Annotated in this window: 19 protein-coding genes and 1 pseudogene; 6 read left to right on the forward strand and 14 right to left on the reverse strand. The window is 70.3% G+C overall.

Translation table 11 applies throughout. The annotated features are described in order from the left end of the window. Positions 1–132 (forward strand): annotated as a pseudogene (locus ACLBXX_RS17230) (IS481 family transposase); the annotation flags it as partial. A gap of 137 nt (positions 133–269) precedes the next feature. Here ACLBXX_RS17230 and smc read toward each other — a convergent pair. Then, positions 270–3,818: a chromosome segregation protein SMC gene (smc, locus tag ACLBXX_RS17235; RefSeq protein WP_447659038.1), complete on the reverse strand. Its 3,549-nt coding sequence runs from the start codon at positions 3,816–3,818 to the stop codon at positions 270–272. A 492-nt stretch (positions 3,819–4,310) separates the two neighbouring features. Here smc and ACLBXX_RS17240 point away from each other — a divergent pair, with 492 nt between their 5' ends. The 3 genes from ACLBXX_RS17240 (at position 4,311) to ACLBXX_RS17250 (ending at position 6,824) form a co-directional block, all read left to right on the forward strand. Further along, positions 4,311–4,565 (forward strand): hypothetical protein, encoded by a 255-nt coding sequence (locus ACLBXX_RS17240; protein ID WP_310291252.1) that lies wholly within the window; start codon positions 4,311–4,313, stop codon positions 4,563–4,565. An 83-nt stretch (positions 4,566–4,648) separates the two neighbouring features. Next, positions 4,649–5,731: a GNAT family N-acetyltransferase gene (locus ACLBXX_RS17245; RefSeq protein WP_447659039.1), complete on the forward strand. Its 1,083-nt coding sequence runs from the start codon at positions 4,649–4,651 to the stop codon at positions 5,729–5,731. Then, positions 5,724–6,824 carry a GNAT family N-acetyltransferase gene (locus ACLBXX_RS17250; RefSeq protein WP_447659040.1) on the forward strand — a complete coding sequence of 367 codons (1,101 nt, stop codon included), beginning with the start codon at positions 5,724–5,726 and terminating at the stop codon, positions 6,822–6,824. The genes ACLBXX_RS17245 and ACLBXX_RS17250 overlap by 8 nt, the downstream gene beginning before the upstream one ends. Before the next feature lie 24 nt (positions 6,825–6,848). Here ACLBXX_RS17250 and mutM read toward each other — a convergent pair whose 3' ends face one another. Genes mutM through ACLBXX_RS17285 form a run of 7 tightly spaced genes read right to left on the reverse strand, consistent with a single transcriptional unit; the run spans position 6,849 to position 12,658 of the window. After that, positions 6,849–7,796, reverse strand: coding sequence for a bifunctional DNA-formamidopyrimidine glycosylase/DNA-(apurinic or apyrimidinic site) lyase (mutM, locus tag ACLBXX_RS17255; RefSeq protein ID WP_447659041.1), 948 nt, complete (start codon positions 7,794–7,796; stop codon positions 6,849–6,851). After that, positions 7,789–8,490, reverse strand: coding sequence for a ribonuclease III (rnc, locus tag ACLBXX_RS17260; protein ID WP_387136861.1), 702 nt, complete (start codon positions 8,488–8,490; stop codon positions 7,789–7,791). Before rnc ends, mutM begins: the two co-directional genes overlap by 8 nt. A gap of 19 nt (positions 8,491–8,509) precedes the next feature. Continuing rightward, complete coding sequence (gene rpmF / locus ACLBXX_RS17265) at positions 8,510–8,719, reverse strand: 50S ribosomal protein L32 (protein ID WP_310291267.1); 210 nt, start codon at positions 8,717–8,719, stop codon at positions 8,510–8,512. A 33-nt stretch (positions 8,720–8,752) separates the two neighbouring features. Then, positions 8,753–9,289, reverse strand: a complete 537-nt coding sequence (locus ACLBXX_RS17270; RefSeq protein WP_447659070.1) for a YceD family protein — start codon at positions 9,287–9,289, stop codon at positions 8,753–8,755. Between the two features lie 41 nt (positions 9,290–9,330). After that, on the reverse strand, positions 9,331–9,828 hold the full coding sequence (gene coaD, locus ACLBXX_RS17275; RefSeq protein WP_387136858.1) for a pantetheine-phosphate adenylyltransferase: 498 nt from the start codon (positions 9,826–9,828) through the stop codon (positions 9,331–9,333). Between the two features lie 41 nt (positions 9,829–9,869). Next, the gene (locus tag ACLBXX_RS17280; RefSeq protein WP_447659042.1) at positions 9,870–12,032 is read right to left on the reverse strand and encodes an ATP-dependent DNA helicase RecG; all 2,163 of its coding nucleotides are present in this window, start codon (positions 12,030–12,032) and stop codon (positions 9,870–9,872) included. A gap of 38 nt (positions 12,033–12,070) precedes the next feature. Then, positions 12,071–12,658 carry a hypothetical protein gene (locus tag ACLBXX_RS17285; protein ID WP_447659043.1) on the reverse strand — a complete coding sequence of 196 codons (588 nt, stop codon included), beginning with the start codon at positions 12,656–12,658 and terminating at the stop codon, positions 12,071–12,073. A gap of 91 nt (positions 12,659–12,749) precedes the next feature. On the opposite strand from ACLBXX_RS17285, the gene rsmD reads away from it, so the two are divergent. Next, positions 12,750–13,313 (forward strand): 16S rRNA (guanine(966)-N(2))-methyltransferase RsmD, encoded by a 564-nt coding sequence (gene rsmD / locus ACLBXX_RS17290; RefSeq protein WP_447659044.1) that lies wholly within the window; start codon positions 12,750–12,752, stop codon positions 13,311–13,313. Positions 13,314–13,350: 37 nt separating this feature from the next. Here the strand turns inward: rsmD and thiL are convergent, their stop codons facing one another. Then, positions 13,351–14,331, reverse strand: coding sequence for a thiamine-phosphate kinase (gene thiL, locus ACLBXX_RS17295; protein WP_447659071.1), 981 nt, complete (start codon positions 14,329–14,331; stop codon positions 13,351–13,353). 72 nt (positions 14,332–14,403) lie between these two features. On the opposite strand from thiL, the gene ACLBXX_RS17300 reads away from it, so the two are divergent. Beyond that, complete coding sequence (locus tag ACLBXX_RS17300; protein WP_387136850.1) at positions 14,404–14,901, forward strand: DUF3515 family protein; 498 nt, start codon at positions 14,404–14,406, stop codon at positions 14,899–14,901. 9 nt (positions 14,902–14,910) lie between these two features. Here ACLBXX_RS17300 and ACLBXX_RS17305 read toward each other — a convergent pair whose 3' ends face one another. From ACLBXX_RS17305 to leuD, 5 genes are all read right to left on the reverse strand, one after another. Beyond that, entirely contained in the window at positions 14,911–16,026 is a 1,116-nt protein-coding gene (locus ACLBXX_RS17305) for a D-alanine--D-alanine ligase family protein (protein ID WP_447659045.1), read from the reverse strand. Beyond that, positions 15,926–17,062 (reverse strand): NAD(P)H-dependent glycerol-3-phosphate dehydrogenase, encoded by a 1,137-nt coding sequence (locus ACLBXX_RS17310; RefSeq protein ID WP_447659046.1) that lies wholly within the window; start codon positions 17,060–17,062, stop codon positions 15,926–15,928. Before ACLBXX_RS17310 ends, ACLBXX_RS17305 begins: the two co-directional genes overlap by 101 nt. Continuing rightward, entirely contained in the window at positions 17,052–17,816 is a 765-nt protein-coding gene (locus tag ACLBXX_RS17315; protein ID WP_387136844.1) for a lysophospholipid acyltransferase family protein, read from the reverse strand. The genes ACLBXX_RS17310 and ACLBXX_RS17315 overlap by 11 nt, the downstream gene beginning before the upstream one ends. Before the next feature lie 4 nt (positions 17,817–17,820). Continuing rightward, positions 17,821–19,203 carry a UDP-N-acetylglucosamine 1-carboxyvinyltransferase gene (gene murA, locus ACLBXX_RS17320; protein WP_387136842.1) on the reverse strand — a complete coding sequence of 461 codons (1,383 nt, stop codon included), beginning with the start codon at positions 19,201–19,203 and terminating at the stop codon, positions 17,821–17,823. Between the two features lie 74 nt (positions 19,204–19,277). Then, the gene (leuD, locus tag ACLBXX_RS17325) at positions 19,278–19,874 is read right to left on the reverse strand and encodes a 3-isopropylmalate dehydratase small subunit (protein WP_387136840.1); all 597 of its coding nucleotides are present in this window, start codon (positions 19,872–19,874) and stop codon (positions 19,278–19,280) included.

Below are 19,874 nucleotides of genomic sequence, written 5' to 3' on the forward strand. Positions count from 1 at the left end.
TACGAATCAGACACCGAACGACGCAACGCGCTACCCGACTGGCTGCACTTCTACAATCACCACAGGCAACACTCCGCCATCGGAGCCGCACCCATCAGCAGACTCAACAACCTGCCTGGACATCACATCTAAACGTCGTGCTCCGGTGGTGTCGGGCGCGCATCCGGTCAGCACGAGCCCCGACATCACGAGGGCGACGGTCGCGAGGCGCGCGGTGGTGTGCATGCGCGAACGCTACACCGCACGCGCGCGCCGGGGTATCCGAACGCTCAGGAGGCGACGCGCTCGGCGATGCGCTGTCCGACCACGGCCGAGACGCCGTCCTGCCGCATCGAGACGCCGTAGAGCGCGTCGGCGATCTCCATCGTGCGCTTCTGATGCGTGATGACGATGAGCTGGCTCGAGGCGCGGAGCTGCTCGAAGACCCCGAGGAGGCGTCCGAGATTCGCGTCGTCGAGAGCGGCCTCGACTTCGTCGAGGATGTAGAACGGGCTCGGGCGCGCCTTGAAGATCGCGGTCAGCAGCGCCACCGCCGCAAGCGACCGCTCGCCGCCCGACAGCAGCGAGAGCCGCTCGATCTTCTTGCCGACGGGCCGCACGGCCACCTCGATCCCCGTGGTGAGGGGCGAGTCCGGATCCGTGAGCGCGATCGAGCCCGTGCCACCGGGGAAGAGGATCGGGAACACCTCTCCGAACGCCACCTTGGTGTCTTCGAACGCCGCGAGGAAGATCGTCTGCATGCGCTCGTCGAGCTCTTCGATGATCGTGAGCAGGTCTTTCCGCGTCTGCGTGAGATCGGCGAGCTGCTCCGTCATGAACTTGTGGCGCTGCTCGAGCGCTTCGAACTCCTCGAGCGCGAGCGGGTTCACCCGGCCGAGCTGCGCCAGCTTGCGCTCGGCCTCCTGCAGGCGTCGGCGCTGCTGCGGGCGATCGTAGGGAGTGGATGCTGCTCCCTCGGGGTCTTCCGCATCTCGCTGCCGTTGGGCGACCGGATCGACGGGAACGGGCTGATCCGGACCATATTCCGAAACGAGAATATCCTCGTCGAGTCCGAGTTCCGACTGCACCCGCTCGAGAAGGCCGGTGACGTGGAGACGCTTCTCGTGGATCTGCAGCTCAAGGCTGTGAACGCTCTCCGTCAGGCCGGCGAGCCGTTCCCGCACTGCGTTCTCCTGTGTGCGCAGCTCGGCGAGCTCGGCGGTCACCGCCGTGCGCTCGGACTCCGCGGCGGCGAGCTCGGCGCGGGCCTGTGCGAGGGAGCGGTCGACCGAGTCGATCACCGCGGGCAGCTGACCTGCGACGCCGGCGGCGATCTCGCGCTGCGCGCGACGGACCACGGCGCGGCGCGCTGCCTCCGCCGCCGCGTCACGCTCACGTTCACGCTGGCGTTCGAGCGCGACCACGCGCGCTTCGCCCGCACGGATGCGTTCGCGAAGCGTCTCGACGTCGAGACGCGAGCGCATCTCGCCGTCGCGAGCCTCTTCGAGCGCGGCGAGCATGCCCTCGCGCGCGGAGGCGTCGAGGATCGGACGGGGAGCTTCGAGCGCCGAGGTCAGCTGGTCGTCGGCGGACCGCGCCGATCCCTCGGCCTCCTCGACGGCCGCGGCAGCCTGGGCGAGTCCCGCGGCGAGCCGATCGCACTCCGCGACCGCGGCCTCATGGCGCACCGTCGCCCGGTTGACCTGCTCAGCGTGGGCGGCCAGTGCCGCATCGTGCTCGCGGAGGGTTGCGAGCGTGGTCTTGGTGCGCAGGCGCGCCGACTCGAGCTCATTCGTCGCGTCTGTCAGCGCAGCACGCAGCGAGTCCGCCACGACGGCGATCTCGTCACGGCGGTCGGCGGCGGCATCCCGTTCCGCCGCGAGCTCCAGCCGCGAACGCGAGGCCCCCGCGCCCGCGCGCAGCGAGTACTCGGTGTACACCTCGCCGTGGCGGGTGACGAGTGTGATCGGACCGCCCAGCTCAGCATTCGCCAGCTCGGGTCCGGCGTCGCGGGCGGTGTCGAGATCGTCGGCGACCACGACGTACGACAGCAGGCCGAGCACGCCCTCAGGAGCGGTCACGACCTCTCGTGCCGGCACCACCCCCCGCAAGCTCGGGAACTGCGGATGCATCACGCCCGCCATGGCGATCACGATGTCGACGACGCCCGCTTCGGCATCGCGTGCGGCGTCCGCTACGGCGAACGCGCTGTCGCGGTCTTCGACCAGCACGCCTTCGGCGACCGGCCCCAACACCGCCGCGATCGCGGCCTCGAACCCCGGCTTGACCTGCACGGCGTCGCCGACCAGCCCGCGGACACCCTCGCGCCCCTCGGCGATCAGGGATGAGGCGCCGTTCTTCACATCGAGTGCCCGGCTCAGCGCCGCCGTCTGCGCGGTGAGCGCCTCGCGCTCGCGTTCCGCGGCATGCAGGCGCTCACGGAGCGAGGAGACCGTGGCCTCGGACTCCGAGGCGTCGCGCTGCGCCCGGTCGTAGGCCGCGGCGTGATCGGCCGAGGACTCTTCGGGGACGAGGTCGGGGTCGACACCGGCAAGGATCGCCTCGGCCTCCGCGCGGCGCGCGAGCGCGGCATCCAGCGCCTTCTGCTGACGTTCGACGGCCGCGCGCACGGCAGCGAGAGCGGATGCCGCGGCCTCCGCGGTGCCGCGCAGCGCGGTGATGCGCATGTCGTGCTCCGAGACCAGTGCACTCTGCGCGGCGATGTCCACATCGAGCGCGTCCAGTTCGGCGCGGGCGCGCACGACGCCGCGCGCGGCCTCGGCGGCGGCATCCTGCGCGGCACCGAGTCCGTCCGACACGTCGTCGATCTCGGCACGCGCCTCGTCGATCATCGCCTGCGAGACCGTCGTGAGCTCGATGCGGTCCTCGTCCTCGGCGTCGCCGAGGAGTGCGAGTCGCTGACCGGCCAGCGCGTACAGCCCGCGCAGGCGCTCCTGCACCCGTTCGAGCCCGAACGCCACCCGGCGCGCACGGTCCACGCTCTCGGAGCGCTGGTCGCTCTCGAGCTGCTCGATGCGCACGCGGGCGTTGTCGAGCCGTTCCTGCAGCACGATGCGCTCGGCGTGCCGCTCGTGCTCGCTGTGCGTGTGCGAGGCGAGCTCGGCGCGGAGTCCCACGATCTCGTCTGCGAACAGGCGGGCCTTCGCGTCGCGCACGACCGCGGCGATCGTGGCCGCTTCGCGGGCGATCTCCGCCTGACGGCCGAGCGGCTTCAGCTGTCGGCGCAGTTCTCCGGCGAGGTCGCTGAGTCTGGTGAGATTCGCCTCCATCGCGTCGAGCTTTCGCAGGGTCTTCTCTTTGCGGCGGCGGTGTTTGAGGATGCCGGCCGCCTCCTCGATGAAACCCCGGCGGTCTTCGGGTGTCGCCTGCAGCACGCTGTCGAGGCGGCCCTGGCCCACGATCACATGCATCTCGCGACCCAGGCCGGAGTCGCTCAGCAGCTCCTGCACGTCGAGCAGACGGCAGGACTCGCCGTTGATCGCGTACTCGCTGGAGCCGTTGCGGAACAGCGTGCGGCTGATCGTGACCTCGGAGTACTCGATCGGAAGAGCGCCGTCGCTGTTGTCGATGGTGAGCTGCACCTCGGCACGACCCAGCGGTCCACGCGTCGCGGTGCCGGCGAAGATGACGTCCTCCATCTTCCCGCCGCGGAGGGTCTTCGCCCCCTGCTCCCCCATCACCCACGCGAGCGCGTCGACGACGTTGGACTTGCCGGAGCCGTTGGGGCCGACGATGCAGGTCACGCCGGGCTCGAGGGCGAAGGTCGTCGGCTGGGCGAACGACTTGAACCCTTTGAGCGTCACGCTCTTCAGGTGCATGGATACGCCTTCCACCCCGGTCGTTTACCCGCCTACGCTACCGGAGCGCGGCTCCCCTGCCGGGAGGACCGGCCGAGCGCATCGCGGATGCCGCGACACGCCATGAGATCACCGAATCTGCGAGAAAGCTTGACGCGGGTATCCCGCACCCGCTAACGTCACTCTCTGCGTCTGAAGTCGAGAAAGGAGGTCCCCCGATGATGCTGATGACTCCAACCGGAATCGCCGCCCGTGATGGCGGAGCGATTCGTGCCGTCGCGTCGGGGACCGTCTCCTTCGGCGCTGTGCTGAGCGGCCGCTTCCCCGCCGCCATCTGATCCCCGCAGGGGACGAGTCTGCCCGTTTTCGGGCGACGACCGTGTGCTGCGCCGCACCCGCTTCGCGGTGCTGAGCGCTCTCCCCCTGCATCAACGTCCCGTCGTGCTGCGGCACGGCATCCGCCGCCTCCGGCGCCTGCCCGAGGCATCCCTTCCACAACCGGAAAGAACTCTCATGAATACTCTCCTTGCGCCGCAGCGCCCCTCGGGCCTTCCCGATACGCTGCGGCTTCCGAGCCGCGACACCCGCACATCGCTCCTGGACCGCCTCGCCCTCCACCTGGGTCTGTGGCTGCTGCTGTGGAGCACCCGCACCCCGCGGCTCGCGGACGACCGCCGCCGGCACGCTCAGACGTACCGGCACCAGGAGGCCACTGCAGAGCGCGAACGCGCCTACCTCCGCGAGGCCAGCCTCGCACCCCGGCCGTGACGGCCACCGGGTCCGCCGCCCGCACGCGGGCGGCGGACCCCACCCCTCGAACACACGCATCGACATCGCAAGGACGCACTGACATGACCACCATCACGGGGCTCGAGTTCCGCCCCCTCGTCGTACCCGCTTCCATCGACGCACCGGACGCCGCCGACTTCGTCGAGATGGTGCGCGTGCGCAACATCATCTACCGCGAGATCTCGGGGCACGACGACCACGGGATCACCGCCGACGAGCTGCTCCCGCACTACCAGCCTTCCGAATACGAGACCCGGCTCAGCTGGGTGATCGTCGACGACGGCGCGATCGTCGGCCGCATCGGCCTCGACGTCCCGCACGAGGACGGCTCGACCGCCGCGTTCTGGCTCATCGAGCTGCTCCGCGAGACGTGGGGCCGGGGCATCGGCTCCGCAGCCTACGAACTCGTCGAACGCACGGCACGCGAACACGGTCGCACCGTGCTGCAGTCGTGGGCCGAGCACCCGGCCGCGCCGGGACCGCAGCTCGCACCGCCCACGGGTTTCGGCGAGATCCCCGAGGACCACGTCGCCCGGTTCTATCTCCGGCACGGGTACAAGCTCGAACAGGTCGAGCGCAACAGCGCCTTCGACCTGACGGGCTCGTTCGCCGGTGTCGAGCGACTCCTCGCCGAGGCGCAGGCTGCATCGCCGGCCTATCGCCTCGTCCAGTGGTCCGCGCCGACGCCGGAGGAGTACGTTGCCGGCTACGCCTGGATGAAGTCCCGCATGTCGACGGATGCCCCGGCCGCGGCTCTCGAATTCGACGAGGAGACGTGGGATGCCGCACGCATCGCCGAGCACGACGGGCGGTACACCTCGTCCGGGCGCACGATCCTGGTCACGGCGGCGCAGCACATCGAGACCGGTGAGCTGTGCGCGTTCAACGAGCTGGTGATCGGCAAGGATCACACCGAGGCGACGCATCAGGAGGACACCCTGGTCCTCAAGGAGCACCGCGGGCACAAGCTCGGAACGCTCGTGAAGTGCGCGGGGCTCCTGTCCTGGCGCGAGATCGCGCCGGACTCGGCGCGCGTCATCACCTACAACGCAGAGGAGAACCGTCCCATGCTGGACATCAACGAGGCGATCGGCTTCGCGCCGATCGCGTACGAGGGTGCATGGAAGAAGGTGCTCGATGACTGACCTGGCCGAAAACGACGTCGTGACCGTCGAGCGGATCGTCGTCCCCGAGACGGCGGACGCCGCCGACGCCCGCGTGTTCCTCGAGATGGTGCGGATCGCCAACGCGGTCTGCCTCGAGGACGCCGGACACGACTACCTCCGCGAGGAGCCCGACGAGATGCTCGGGTTCTGGCAGGACCAGACCGATTGGACGCAGCTCGGCTTCGCCGTGCTGCGGGCCGACGAGGTGCTCGGGGCCGTGAAGCTGATGATCTCGAACGAGTCGGATGCCAGCACGATCGAGTTCGACCTGATGGTCGATCCGCCGCACCGCGGTCGCGGTCTCGAGGAGCTGCTCCTCGCGGAGGTCGAGCGAGAGGCGCGCGAGCGCGGACTCGCCACGATCCAGACGTGGACACTTCATCGACCGGATGCTGCAGGCCCGCGCCTTCAGCCCTCCACGGGCTGGGGCGCCGTCCCTGCCGACGACGCGCAGACGAAGTTCCAGCTGGCGAGCGGCTTCACGCTCGAGCAGGTGGAGCGCAACAGCGTCTTCGATCTGACCGGCGACTTCGCCCTCGTGCAGCGCATGCTCGCGGATGCCGTCGCGGTCGCCGGGGAGGAGTACCGGCCGATCCAGTGGACGTCGCCGACGCCGCCGGAGTACGTCGACGGGTTCGCCTACGCGCTGTCACGCATGTCGACCGATGTGCCGGCCGGCGGTCTCGTCATCGACGAGCAGCACTGGGACGCAGCGCGAGTCGAACGCCGCGACGCACGCTTGAAGGCACAGGGTCTCACCGTCTCGGTCGCGGCCGTGCTCCACGTGCCGACGGGCCGGGTCGCCGCGTACAACGAGCTCGTGATCGGCGAGGACCGTTCCGGCGCGACGCAGCAGTACGGCACGCTCGTCGTGAAGGAACACCGCGGCCACCGCCTGGGAACGATCGTGAAGTGCGCGAATCTGCTCCGCTGGCGCGACCTCGTGCCCCAGTCGCCGAGGGTCTCGACGTTCAACGCCGAGGAGAACCGCCACATGCTCGACATCAACGAGACCATCGGCTTCGTGCCGGCGTCGTACGCCGGGGCGTGGAAGAAGGTGCTCGAACACTGATCTGCGGCCCGCACCGGAGGTCACTCAGACGTGTGCCGCGCTCGGTCCGTCCACACCCGAGCGCGGCACCCGCTGGCAATGCGCGCAGAAGTGACTCGAGCGATTCGTGAACGACACGCGCACGATCGGACGGCCGCATCGGGGGCACGGCTCCCCGGTGCGGCCGTACGCGTTGAGCGAGTGCGCGAAGTATCCGGCCTGCCCATTGACGTTGACGTACTGCGCGTCGAAACTGGTGCCGCCTTCGGCCAGCGCTTTGTCGAGCACGTGGCGCACCTCGACGAGAAGGCGGTTCACGGCGCGGGTCGGCAGCGCGCGGGCGGGCGTCTCGGGGTGGATGCGCGCGGCCCACAGCGACTCGTCAGCGTAGATGTTGCCGACCCCGCTGACGACCGTCTGGTCGAGCAGCACGCGCTTGATCGCCGAGTCCTTGCGCGCGAGGGCACGCCGGAACCCGGCATCCGAGAACGCCGGATCGAGCGGGTCGCGCGCGATGTGCGCCACCTGCGCGGGGACGGATGCCTCGTCCCATCCGTGACCCCCGGGCGCCCCGTCGGGTGTGGCGATCAGGTCGTCGATCGCGAGCGAGCCGAATGTGCGCTGGTCGGCGAAGACGACCGAGAGCTCGCCGTGCACCGGATGTGCGAGGTCGATGCGCACGCGCTCGTGACGCTCAGGCGCCGCGCCCGGCGCACGCAGGAGCATCTGGCCGCTCATGCCGAGGTGGCCGATGACCGCCTCCTCGGAGGGAGCGCATTCCGCGTCGGCCTCCAGCGGAAGCCACAGGAATTTGCCGCGGCGGGCGGCGGCGCTGACGACGCGCCCGGTCAGGCGTGACTCGAAGTCCGAGCCGCCGCCGGCGTGCCGCGTCAGCGCCCGTTCGTCGAGCACGGTGACGCCCACCACGAGCGCTCCGGTGACGGCTGGGGCGAGGCCGGCGCGGACGACCTCGACCTCGGGAAGCTCAGGCACGTCCGCTGAGTGCGCGCCACGCCGTGAGCGCGGCGGCCATCTCGGCGTGCTTCTTGCTCGTGCCCGCGCCTTCCGCCGAGAGTTCGCCCACCGTCACGATCGCAGTGAAGCGTCGGTCGTGGTCGGGTCCCGTCGAGGTGACCTCGTACGCGGGAGGCAGCATGCCGGCGTGCGCGGCGAGCTCCTGCAGCGCCGTCTTCGGATCCATGGCCGCGCCGTAGCGCTCGGGGTCGGCGAGCAGCGGCTCCACGAGCCGCAGCACGAGTCCGGTCGCGGCGTCGGATCCGGTCGACAGATAGGTCGCCCCGAAGATCGCCTCCATGGTGTCGGCGAGGATCGAGTCCTTGTCGCGCCCGCCGGTGAGGATCTCGCCGCGGCCCAGCTTGAGATGCGCGCCCAGGCCGATGCCCCGGGCGATCTCGGCGAGGGCCACCGTGGAGACGACGCTGGCGCGCCGCTTCGCGAGTGCGCCCTCTTCGAGCTCGGGATGCCCCGTGAAGAGGCGCACCGTCACCGCCAGGCCGAGCACGGAGTCCCCGAGGAACTCGAGGCGCTCGTTGTGCGGAGCCTGTCCGTTCTCGTACGCCCAGGAACGATGCGTCAGCGCCAGCGACAGAAGCTCGGGGTCGATATCGACTCCGAGCTTCTGTGTGAGGTCTGAGAGCGTGTTCCGCTCCGCTGCGACGTCTGTCACGTCAGACCGTGCGCGACGATCAGACGTCGGCGACCTTGCGGCCCTTGTACTCGAGGAACAGCTCGGTGCCCTGCGAGTCGGTGACGACCTTCGCCTGGTGCGGACGGCTGTAGACGGTCTTGCCGTTCTCGACGGTCTTGACGAGCGTGGGGACCTCGGCCTTCCACTGCGCGCGACGCGAGCGAGTGTTGGAGCGGGAGACCTTCCGCTTCGGGGGGTTACCTGCCATGGCTAGCTCTCTTCTGTGTTCTCGACGCCGCTGTCAACCGCGGGGGCGCGGTGCATCGTCGTCGTGGCTCGTGGTGAAGTCCTGGAGCGCGGCCCATCGTGGATCGAGAGGCTCGCTCTGCGGCGTTCCGGTGTTCTCGGCCAGTCGCTCACCCGTGACCGGATCGAGTCCGGGGCAATCCGGCTGGCACACCGGCTGAAACGGAAGCGACAGGACGACCGCTTCCCTGACCAGAGTTTCAAGATCCACGTGGTCGTCTTGAACCTCGAAGTCAGTTTCTTCCTCCCCAGGATACGCGAAAAGCTCCTGAAACTCGACTTTGAGCCCTTCGGCGATGTCGATGAGGCAACGACTGCAGATGCCGCTGTACTCGGTGTCGACCTCTCCGGACACGAGAATGCCCTCGTGAACCGACTCGAGGCGAACGTCAAGGACGACCGGCTCACCCTGGGCGACGGCGACGAGCCCCTCGCCCCATTTCTCAGGAGCGGGGACCTCGAGGGTGTGCTCGCGCATCTCTCCGGAACGGTGGGCGATGTCGCGGACCGGGAGGACGAACGGACCCGTCACATGCTTTCTGACCACGGCTCCAGCCTAGCCGCGGTTTCTGGTCAGATGCCGCGCGCGCCGGTGTCGAGGAATCGCCCCACGGCGGGCGGCACGAACGGCGACACATCGCCCCCGAGCGACGCGACCTGCCGCACCAGCGAGCTCGAGACGAGCGCGTGCGCCGGATCAGGCAGCAGGAACACCGTCTCGACGTGCGCGAGGTGACGGTTCACGATCGCCATCGGCGTCTCGTATGCCACGTCGACCTGCGATCGGATGCCCTTGACGAGGACGCCGGCTCCGACATCCGTCGCGTAGTCCACCAGGAGGCCCATGCTCCACGAGGCGACGATCACGTCGCCCTCGATCTCGGCCTCGGCGATGGACTGCTCGAGCAGCGACTGGCGCTGCGCGATGGGGAGCATCGCCTCCTTGCCGGGGTTGTGCACGACCAGCACGTGAAGCTGGTCGTACAGCGAGGCGGCGCGGCGGATCACGTCGAGATGACCGAGGGTCGGCGGATCGAACGATCCCGGGACGACGGCGATCCGGCTGCTCATGCGGTCCAGCCTAGTGGGCCGTCCGAAGGCCCTCGGACGCGTCAGTTCTTGGCGAGGGCGGCGCGCTCCGCCATGCCGACGTTGCGCTCGAGGGCGGCGGCGAGCCCGGGATGCCGCAGCAGCGCGGGGTCCTCGGCGAGCAGCCGCTCGGCCGCCACACGTGCCTCGGAGATGATGTCGGCGTCCTTCACGACCCGCAGCAGTCGCAGCGACGAGCGCGCCCCGGACTGCGCGTCGCCGAGCACGTCGCCCTCACCCCTCAGTTCGAGGTCGGTCTCCGCGAGGGCGAAGCCGTCGAGGGTCGACGCGACGGCTTCCACACGCTCGCGGGCGGGTGTGCCGAGCGGCGCCTCGGTCACCAGGAGGCAGAGCCCCGGGATTCCGCCGCGTCCCACGCGTCCGCGCAGCTGGTGCAGCTGCGAGACACCGAACCGGTCGGCCTCGAGGATCGCCATCGTCGAGGCGTTCGGCACGTCGACGCCGACCTCGACCACGGTCGTCGCCACGAGCACGTCGATGTCGCCCCGGGCGAACGCCTGCATGATCGCGTCCTTCTCGTCCGACGGCATCTTGCCGTGGAGGACCTCGACGCGGATGTTCGAGAACGACGGATGCCGCAACAGCAGGTCCGCGACCTGGACGACGCCCCAGCGGGTCCGGGCCGCCTCGCCCCCCGTGTCGCCGGCGGGCTCGTCGGCGGTGTCGTCCTTGGTGAGCTTCTCGGCGTCGATGGCGGCGCACACGACGAACGCCTGACGCCCCTGTGCGACCTCTTCCGCGACGCGCTCCCATACTCGCGCGAACCAGCCCGGACGTTCCGCGAGGGGCGCGACGAAGGTCTCGATGCCCGCCCGGCCGGCGGGCATGGTGCGAATCGTCGACACATCGAGATCGCCGAACACCGTCATCGCCACGGTGCGCGGGATGGGGGTGGCGGTCAGCACGAGCGCGTGCGGTGACGATCCCTTGGCGCGCAGCGACTCGCGCTGCTCGACACCGAAGCGGTGCTGTTCGTCGACGACGACGAGACCGAGGTCGGCGAAGGTCGTGCTCTCGCTCAGGAGCGCGTGCGTCCCGACGACGATGAGCGCCTGTCCGGACGCGGCGCGCAGCGCCGCCTTGCGGCGCTCCGCCGCGGCGAGCTGCCCCGTGAGGAGCGTGGGCATGAGCTCGGGGGCGAGCTTCGGCCCCAGCATCCGTGCGATCGACCGCACGTGCTGCGCCGCCAGGACCTCAGTCGGCGCGATGAGGGCGGACTGACCGCCGGATTGCGCGACCTGGAGCATGGCGCGCAGCGCGACGAGCGTCTTGCCCGAGCCGACCTCGCCCTGGACGAGGCGGTTCATGGGCCAATCGCCCTGCAGGTCGCGCGCGACGTCGTCGCCGACGGTGATCTGGTCGGGCGTCCGCGGGAACGGCAGGGCCTCGTCGAATCGCTCGAGCAGCGTTCCCCCAGCGCGCTTGGTCGCCGACAGCGCACGCACGAACTGGCGCTGCTGCAGGAGCGCGACCTGGAGGACGAAGGCCTCCTGCATGCGCAGTGTGGCGCGCGCCGGGTCGATCTGCTCGAAGTCGGTCGGGCGGTGGATGTGCTCGATGGCGGACCTGGCCTCGATGAGGCCGTGCCGTGCGCGCAGCTCGTCGGTGAGCGGCTCGGGCACCTCGCCGAGTCCGTCGAGGACGAGTTCGACGATCTTCTGCAGCTGCCAGCTCGCGACGGTGCTCGTCGCCGGGTAGATCGGGATGGGAAGGTTGGCGTTCGCCTGCACCTTGAGCCGCGCCGTGTCGGCATCTTCGAACAGCTCGTAGTCGGGGTGCGCGAGCTGCTGGGCCCCTTTGTAGATGCCCACCTTGCCCGCGAAGATGCCCTGCCGCCCGGGCTGCAGATCGCGCACCCGCCACGACTGGTTGAAGAAGGTCAGCGACATCTCGCCGTTGCCGTCGCTGATCACGACTTCGAGCAGCGAACCGTTGCGGTTCTTCATCCGCCGTTCGCTGACACGGCGCACCTCGGCGACGATCGTTACCGGCTCGCCGAGCGGCAGTGTCGAGATCGGCGTCAGCTCGCCATGGCGGGCGTAGCGGCGGGGATAGTGGACGAGCAGATCGCCGACCGTCGTCATGCCGAACGCGCGCTCGAGCGCCGCCGCCGTCTTGCCGCCGATCGCGCCGCCGAGGCTCGAGTCGAGGGTGAAGGAGGCCACGCCACGAGTCTAGGAGCGACCCGCGACGTGCCGCTGCGCTAGCCGAAGATGGACTCCACGATCTCGGACAGGAACGCACGCCCGTTCCGGTTCACCGTGGAGAGGTAGATCCACACCCCGTCGCGCGCGACGATCATCTCCTCGGTGTCGGTCCCCTGTCCCGGGAGCACGCAGAAGTCGGCGCCGAAGTCATCCGACACCTGGCAGGTGTAGCCCTGCGCGGGAAGGTCCGCAACCGCGGCGGTGACCGCCTCCGGCGTCGCGGTGCTGATCAGCAGCAGCATCCCGGTCGCGTCGCCGACGATCCAGTCGCAGCCCAGCGCGAGCGTCGCGCCCTCGGGAGCCGGGCGCACGAAGCCCTCACCGTTGCTCTGCAGCGTCATGTCACCGACCGCGGCCTGCCACGTCGCGGGCGTCGCGAGGTTGTTGCAGTCCGTCGGCAGCGTGACGGCTGCGGACGAGGTCGGTGTCGGTGTCGGCGTCGAGCTCGGAGACTCCGAGGGCGATGCCGACGTCGTCGGCGACGTCGTCGGAGAACCGCCGCCGCTCGCGCAACCCGTCAGCACGAGTACGGCCGCGACGAACGCGATCACCGCCGATGAAACCCTGATGCCGCTGCGATTCATCTCGACCCCCGTCGATTCCGGACTCCCCCACTCGCGATCATAGGGGCGGCCGCGACCGGGCCGCACAGCGGCTGGCCGATATCGTGGGAGCGTGACGCGCATCATCGCCGGCCGTGCGGGCTCGCTCCTGCTCGATGTGCCGGACGCCGGCACCCGGCCCACGAGCGATCGCGTGCGCGAGTCGCTCTTCGGCGCGCTGGAGTCCGCGGACGCGCTCCGCGACGCCGCCGTGCTCGACCTCTACGCCGGCTCGGGCGCACTCGGGCTCGAGGCGGTGAGTCGCGGTGCGGCCTCCGCCGACCTCGTCGAGAAGTCCCCGCGCGCCGCGACCATCGTCCAGCGCAACGCGGGCCGGGTCACGAAGGCCGTGGGGACCGGCAGCACGATCCGAGTGCACCGTGCATCGGCCGACGCCTTCCTGCGGTCGGCCCGCGGACCCTTCGATCTGGTCTTCCTCGACCCGCCCTACGACCTGGGCGAGACGGAGCTGTCGTCGACCCTGGCGCTGCTCGTGCCGGTCCTGGCCGCCGGCGCGGACGTCGTGATCGAGCGCGCGACGCGCTCCCCCGAGCCGAACCTGCCCCACGGCCTCGTCGCCACGCGCTCGAAGCGCTACGGCGACACGGCGATGTGGTGGGCGACCACCGCCGACTGATCGACGGAGAGCTGAGAAGCGTCGCTCCGACGCCGGATCAGCCGGTGCCCGCGTCCCAATCACGGTAGGGGTCCCAGCCGCCGCGGCCATCGTGAGGCCTCCCGTCGACGAGCACGGCGTCCTGGCCCCGCGCCTGCACCACGCCCACGCGGACGAACCCGTGCGGCAGCGATCGGTTCGCCGGGAACGTCGCGAGCAGCGCGTGATCCTCACCGCCCGCGAGGGCCGATGCGACGTCCGATCCCAGCGCCGTCGACTCGAGGGCGATGGTGACGTCGGATGCCGCGGCCATGCGCGACGCGTCGAGCACGAGGCCGTCCGACACGTCCATCATCGCCGTCGCACCCGCGTCGGCCGCCTCGGGACCGAGCCACACGGGAGGCGACGGACGCAGCTGCGCCGCGAGATCGGCGAGCTCCGCATGATCGAGCAGACTCTCGTCGACCGGGACCGGGTGGCCCGCGGCATCCGTGAATCGCTCGAAGAGGATGCCGAGGCCGCGCGCCGCGCGTCCGAGCTCGCCCGCCACGGCGACGAGGTCGCCAGGCTCGGCGCCGGAGCGCAGCACCGGTGAGCGACCTGCCAGCGCACCCAGCGCGGTGACCGCGATCGTGAGCGTGTCGGACACCGTCAGGTCGCCGCCCTCGACGCGGCAGCCGGGCGCGAGGTCGCGGCAGGCCGCGCGCAGCCCGTCGGCGATGCCGGTGACGAAGGAGAGCCGTGTCGCATCGGGCATGGCGAGGGCGACGAGCAGGGCGGTCGGGGTCGCACCCATCGCGGCGACGTCCGCGAGGTTGACGGCAGCCGCCTTGTACCCGAGGTCGAACGCGCTCGACCATGCGAGGCGGAAGTCAGGACCGTGGACGAGAGTGTCGACCGTCGCCACCACCCGGCCGTCCGCGGCGGCGATCACGGCGGCGTCGTCGCCCGGTCCGACGAGGGCGTTCGACTCGCCGAGGCGCTCCAGGATGCGCCGCAGGATGCGCCCCTCGCTGAGCTCGCCCACCGTCGGATCCATGCGCTCGTCGACCACACGACCACGCTACCGGTGCCGACGATCCCCACCGCGCCGCCGGGTTAGCCTGGAACGGTGCGTGTTCTCCCCTCCCTGGTTGCGTTCGGGCTCACGATGGTGGCTGCCGTCGGCTTGACGGGGTGCACCACCACCGTCGACCTCGATCCCGCGGAAGCCGCGAACGACCCGCTCTGTGCGGAGGTCACCTCGAACCTCCCCGGGACGGTCAGCGGACAGGCGCGCCGGTGGACCGACGCTCAGGCCACCGGGGCGTGGGGCGATCCGGCCACGGTGCTGCTCACGTGCGGCGTCGAGCCGCCGGGGCCGACCACCCTCCCCTGCCAGGACGTCGCGGGCGTCGACTGGATCATCGACGACTCCGACGCGCCTCGCTTCCGTGTGACGACGTTCGGCCGCACCCCCGCCGTGGAGATCTACCTCGACACGACCGCGGACGAGAACGGCGAGGGCGTGTCGAGCCGCGATGTGCTCGACGCCCTGTCGCCGATCGTCAGCGTGCTGCCCGTCGACGGCCAGTGCCTCGATCGCGGCGAGGCGACCCCCGCTCCCTGAGTCCCCGACTCAGCGAACCGCGCGGACGGAGACCGTCTGCCGGGCGCGCTCGAGTGCCGTGTCGATGAGCTCCGTGATGAGCTCGGGGTACGACATCCCGGACGCGATCCAGCACTTCGGGAACATCGAGATCGGTGTGAACCCCGGCATGGTGTTGAGTTCGTTGACGTAGAGCCCGTCCGCGGCGAGGAAGAAGTCGACGCGCGCGAGACCCTTGCCGTCGACTGCCTGGAAGGCACGGATGCCGAGCTCCTGGATCGCCGCGATCTCGCGGTCCGTCAGGTCCGCGGGGCAGACGACCTCGGCACCGTCGCCACCGAGGTACTTGCCTTCGAAGTCGTAGAACTCGCGCGTCGTGAGCACGATCTCGCCGGGCAGCGACGCGCGCGGGGCGGCACCGCCGCGTCCTTCGAGGATCGCGACCTCGACCTCGCGGCCGACGATCGCCGACTCGATGAGCACCTTGTCGTCCTCGGCGAACGCGAGGGCGAGCGCCGCATCGAGCTCCGAGGCATCGTGGACCTTCGAGACGCCGACGCTCGACCCGGCGCGCGCGGGCTTCACGAAGGACGGCTCACCGAGGGCCGCAGCATCCGCTCGCACGCCCTCGGGGTCGCGGTCCCAGCGCTCCTGCGTCACGGTGACCCAGGGAGAGACGGGCACGCCCGCCGCCTGCAGGACGATCTTCATGAAGTGCTTGTCCATGCACAGCGCGGAGTCGAGCACACCGCCGCCGGCGTACGGGATCTCCAGCGTGTCGAAATAGCCCTGGATCGTTCCGTCCTCGCCGTGCACGCCGTGCAGGATCGGGAGGACGACGTCGAGGGCGCCCAGGTCGTCGACGGTCCCGTCGGCGCGACGGACGCGCAGTTCGCGCTCCCCGACCTCGGGCCACAGCACACGGGTGCCGTTGTCGACGACCTCCGGAAGCCGTTCCGCGTCGAGGGCGAACTTGTCGGGGTCGTCGTCCTCGAGGACGAACACCCCGTCGCGCGTGATCCCGACGGGGATCACGCGGTAGCCGTCACGGTCGATCGCCCGCAGCACCCCGCCCGCCGTTGCGGAACTGATCGAGTGCTCGCTGGATCGACCGCCAAAGAGCACCGCCACCGCCGGCTTGTCCATTCGTCGTCCTCTCGCCCTGGGGGGTGTCGTCGTCGGTCGTAAGGTGCGGCGCGATGTCGCGAGGGTTCATGGTGCCGTCGAGCACCATCTTCACCTGCTCGACGATGGGCATCTGCACGCCCACCTCCCGCGCCAGCTGCAGGATGGGCGCGACGGACGCGAGCCCCTCCGCCGTCTGGTTCATCTGCTTGACGACATCGTCGAAGCGATAGCCCTGGCCGAGCAGTCGCCCGGCGGTGTTGTTGCGGCTGAGCGGCGACTGGCACGTCGCGATGAGGTCGCCGAGCCCGGCGAGCCCCTGGAGCGTCTCGTGCTGGGCGCCGAACGCCACCGCGAAGTCCGTCATCTCGACCAGGCCGCGCGTGATGATCGAGGCCTTCGTGTTCTCGCCGTAGCCGACGCCGTCGACGATGCCGATCGCCACCGCGATGAGGTTCTTGAGCACGCCGCCGAACTCGGTGCCGATCACGTCGGTGTTGACGAACGTGCGGAAGTACTTGTTGCGAGCGAGCCGGGCGACCGCCTCGGCCGTCTCCTGGCTCGTGGACGAGATGACGGCCGCCGTCGGCTGCTCGCGGGCGATCTCGAGGGCGAGGTTGGGGCCGGAGGCGACCGCGATGCGCGCGGGGTCGCAGTGCAGCTCCTGCTCGATCACCTGGCTCATGCGCAGGCCCGTGCGCCGCTCGACGCCCTTCATGAGCGACACGACGGGCGCGTCGCTCTGCGCGATCAGCGGGCGGACCGCTTTGAGGTTCTGGCGCACCGCCTGGCTCGGGATCGACAGATAGATCTGCTCGGCACCCTCGAGCGCCTCCGACAGGTGGTGGGTGGCGTGCATGTCGCGCGGCAGGTTGATGCCGGGGAGGTACTCGCTGTTGCGCTTGCCCTCCTGGATCTCGCTGGCGAGCTCGGGGCGACGTGCCCACATCGTGACGTGGGCACCGCCGTCGGCGAGGATCTTGCCGAACGTCGTGCCCCAGCTGCCCGCGCCGACGACGGCGACGCGCGGGCGCGCGGCATCCTGCCTACGGCTCAAGGCGCCCCGTCTCCTTCTGGCCGTGATCGGCCGGGTTCCAGCGCTCCGCAGGTGCGGGCTCGCCACGCAGCTGCGAGAGGAGGCCTGAGATGTCGGCCATCACGGCGTCCGTCGCCTCGACGAGCGCCGTCTGCGACGAGGCCGACCCGGCATACGCCGACAGGTCCACCGGGTCGCCCACGATCACGCGCACGCGGCGGCGCAGCGGCCAGAGCTTGAGCTTCCCGTAGCGCGGGAGCACCTGCTGCGAGCCCCACTGCGCCATGGGGATGACCGGGATGCCTCCGGCCAGCGCGAGGCGGACGGCTCCGGTCTTGCCGCGCATGGGCCACAGGTTCGGCTCGCGGGTGAGCGAGCCCTCCGGGTAGACGATCACTCCGCGACCGTGCTCCACGAGCGTCTGCGACGCCTCGAGCGTGGCGCGAGCCGCGGCGGCCGACGTCGCACGAGCGACCGGCACCATCCCCGTGATGCGCAGGACCCACCCCAGCACCGGCACGCGGAACAGACTCTCTTTCGCCATGAACCGGGGCGCACGGCCCAGCCGCCACACGGCGAGGGCGACAACGAGCGGATCGATCTCGCTCATGTGGTTCGGAGCGAGGACGTACGCACCGTCGCGCGGGAGCTTCCTGCCGTCTTCGATCTCCAGTTTGAAGAGCAGACTCAGGAGCGGCACGAGGAGGCCGGCCAGCGGCCAGAAGGCGCTCGGTCGCGTCTTCTCGGCCGACGCGCGCGGACGATCGGTGGCCACCGGGTTATCCGATGACGTCGAAGTCGGCGCCGAGCTGGTCGAGCTTGGCGAAGAACTTCTCGTAGCCGCGACGGATGATCCCGACGTTGCGGACGACCGACTCCCCTTCGGCGGCCAGTGCCGCGATCACGTAGCTGTATCCGCCGCGCAGGTCGGGGACTTCCACGTCGGCGCCGTGAAGCGGTGTCGGGCCGTTGATCACGGCGGCCTGCTCCAGGGCTCGGCGGGGAACGCGACGGCCGGGCGCATCGATCCCGTCGCGGTGCACCGCGATGTCGGCGCCCATCAGGTTGAGCGCCTCGGTGAATCCGAGCCGGTTCTCGTACACGGTCTCGTGCACGGTCGAGGTGCCCTCGGCCTGCGTGAGCGCGACGATGAGCGGCTGCTGCCAGTCGGTCATGAAGCCGGGGTGCACATCGGTCTCGACGACGACGGGCTTCAGGGCCCCTCCGCGACGGAACTGGATGCCGTCCTCGCGGACGTCGAACCATCCGCCGGCCTTGCGGAAGACGTTGAGGAACGTCAGCATCTCCTGCTGCCGCGCTCCGCCGACGAAGATGTCACCGTCGGTCGCGAGCGCCGCGCACGCCCACGAGGCGGCCTCGTTGCGGTCGAAGATCGCGCGGTGGTCGTACCCGCGCAGCGAATCGACGCCCTCGATGAAGATGACGCGGTTCGGCTCGTACGAGATGATGGCGCCCATCTTCTGGAGCACCGCGATGAGATCCATGATCTCGGGCTCGATCGCGGCGTTCCGCAGCTCCGTCACGCCCTTCGCCCGCACGGCGGTGAGCAGCACCTGCTCGGTCGCGCCGACGCTCGGATACGGCAGCTCGATGTTCGCGCCGTGCAGGCCGTCGGGGGCGGTGATGCGGATGCCCTCGTAGCTCTTGTCGACGACGGCGCCGAAGGCGCGCAGCGCGTCCATGTGGAAGTTGATCGGGCGGTCCCCGATGCGGCACCCGCCGAGGTCGGGGATGAGCGCCTCGCCGAGGAGGTGCAGCAGCGGCCCGCAGAAGAGGATCGGGATGCGGGAGGCCCCGGCGTGCGCGTCGATCTCCTCGAAGTGCGCGGCGACGGCCCCGCTCGGGTCGAGGTGGATCGTGCCCTCCTCCTCGCCGTCCACGACGCGGACGCCGTGGACTTCGAGAAGCGAGCGGACCACCTGGACGTCGCTGATATCGGGGACGTCGCGCAGCGTGCTGGCGGTCTCTCCCAGGAGAGCTGCGACCATCGCCTTCGTGACGAGGTTCTTGGCGCCCTTCACCTCGACGCGTCCGGTCAGCGGTCGCCCGCCCCGGATCGCGAGGACTTCGCCGGTCCGTTCCTGCTCTTCCGCTTCGGCAGTGGTGCTTTCGCCGGCGGCGACGTTCAGGAGCGGCTTCATCCGGTGGTCCTCACTTGGTGTGCAGAGGGGGCTTGCGACGGTCGGGTGCCCGGGGTCTGGGCACCCGGCCCGGCTTACGGAACGGGAAGTGTCCGCGGCCGCCACGCCTCTCGGCGAGCCTCGAACTGCGCGATCCTGTCTGCGTCGCGCAGCGTGAGCCCGATGTCGTCGAGCCCTTCGAGAAGCCGCCACCTAGTGTAATCGTCGATCTCGAAAGGGAGCTCCAGCGCGCCGATGCGCGCGGTGCGGGCGTCGAGGTCGACTGTCATCGACACGCCGGGGTCCGCCTCGATGGCGGCCCATGCGGCCTCGAGGTCGGCCTCCGAGATCACTCCGGCGACGAGGCCCTGCTTGCCCGCGTTCCCGCGGAAGATGTCGGCGAACCGTGGGCTCAGCACGACCTTGAACCCGAAGTCGCGCAACGCCCAGACGGCGTGCTCACGGCTCGAGCCGGTGCCGAAGTCGGGGCCGGCGACGAGGATGCTGGCACCCGCGTAGGCCGGCTGGTTCAGCACGAACTCTGGGTCCTGGCGCCAGCTGGCGAACAGGGCGTCCTCGAAACCCGTCTTGGTGACGCGCTTCAGGTAGACGGCCGGGATGATCTGGTCGGTGTCGACCGCGGAGCGCTTCAGCGGCGCGGCGATGCCGGTGTGCGTCGTGAACTTCTCCAT

Source organism: Microbacterium sp. C23T (genome assembly GCF_053345975.1).

Bases quoted from the DNA above. Each gene is read 5' to 3' on its own strand.
- smc (WP_447659038.1), bottom strand. From the start codon at position 3,818: ATGCACCTGAAGAGCGTGACGCTCAAAGGGTTCAAGTCGTTCGCCCAG.
- ACLBXX_RS17240 (WP_310291252.1), top strand. From the start codon at position 4,311: ATGAATACTCTCCTTGCGCCGCAGCGCCCCTCGGGCCTTCCCGATACG.
- ACLBXX_RS17245 (WP_447659039.1), top strand. From the start codon at position 4,649: ATGACCACCATCACGGGGCTCGAGTTCCGCCCCCTCGTCGTACCCGCT.
- ACLBXX_RS17250 (WP_447659040.1), top strand. From the start codon at position 5,724: ATGACTGACCTGGCCGAAAACGACGTCGTGACCGTCGAGCGGATCGTC.
- rpmF (WP_310291267.1), bottom strand. From the start codon at position 8,719: ATGGCAGGTAACCCCCCGAAGCGGAAGGTCTCCCGCTCCAACACTCGC.
- coaD (WP_387136858.1), bottom strand. From the start codon at position 9,828: ATGAGCAGCCGGATCGCCGTCGTCCCGGGATCGTTCGATCCGCCGACC.
- ACLBXX_RS17285 (WP_447659043.1), bottom strand. From the start codon at position 12,658: ATGAATCGCAGCGGCATCAGGGTTTCATCGGCGGTGATCGCGTTCGTC.
- thiL (WP_447659071.1), bottom strand. From the start codon at position 14,331: ATGGATCCGACGGTGGGCGAGCTCAGCGAGGGGCGCATCCTGCGGCGC.
- ACLBXX_RS17305 (WP_447659045.1), bottom strand. From the start codon at position 16,026: ATGGACAAGCCGGCGGTGGCGGTGCTCTTTGGCGGTCGATCCAGCGAG.
- murA (WP_387136842.1), bottom strand. From the start codon at position 19,203: ATGAAGCCGCTCCTGAACGTCGCCGCCGGCGAAAGCACCACTGCCGAA.
- leuD (WP_387136840.1), bottom strand. From the start codon at position 19,874: ATGGAGAAGTTCACGACGCACACCGGCATCGCCGCGCCGCTGAAGCGC.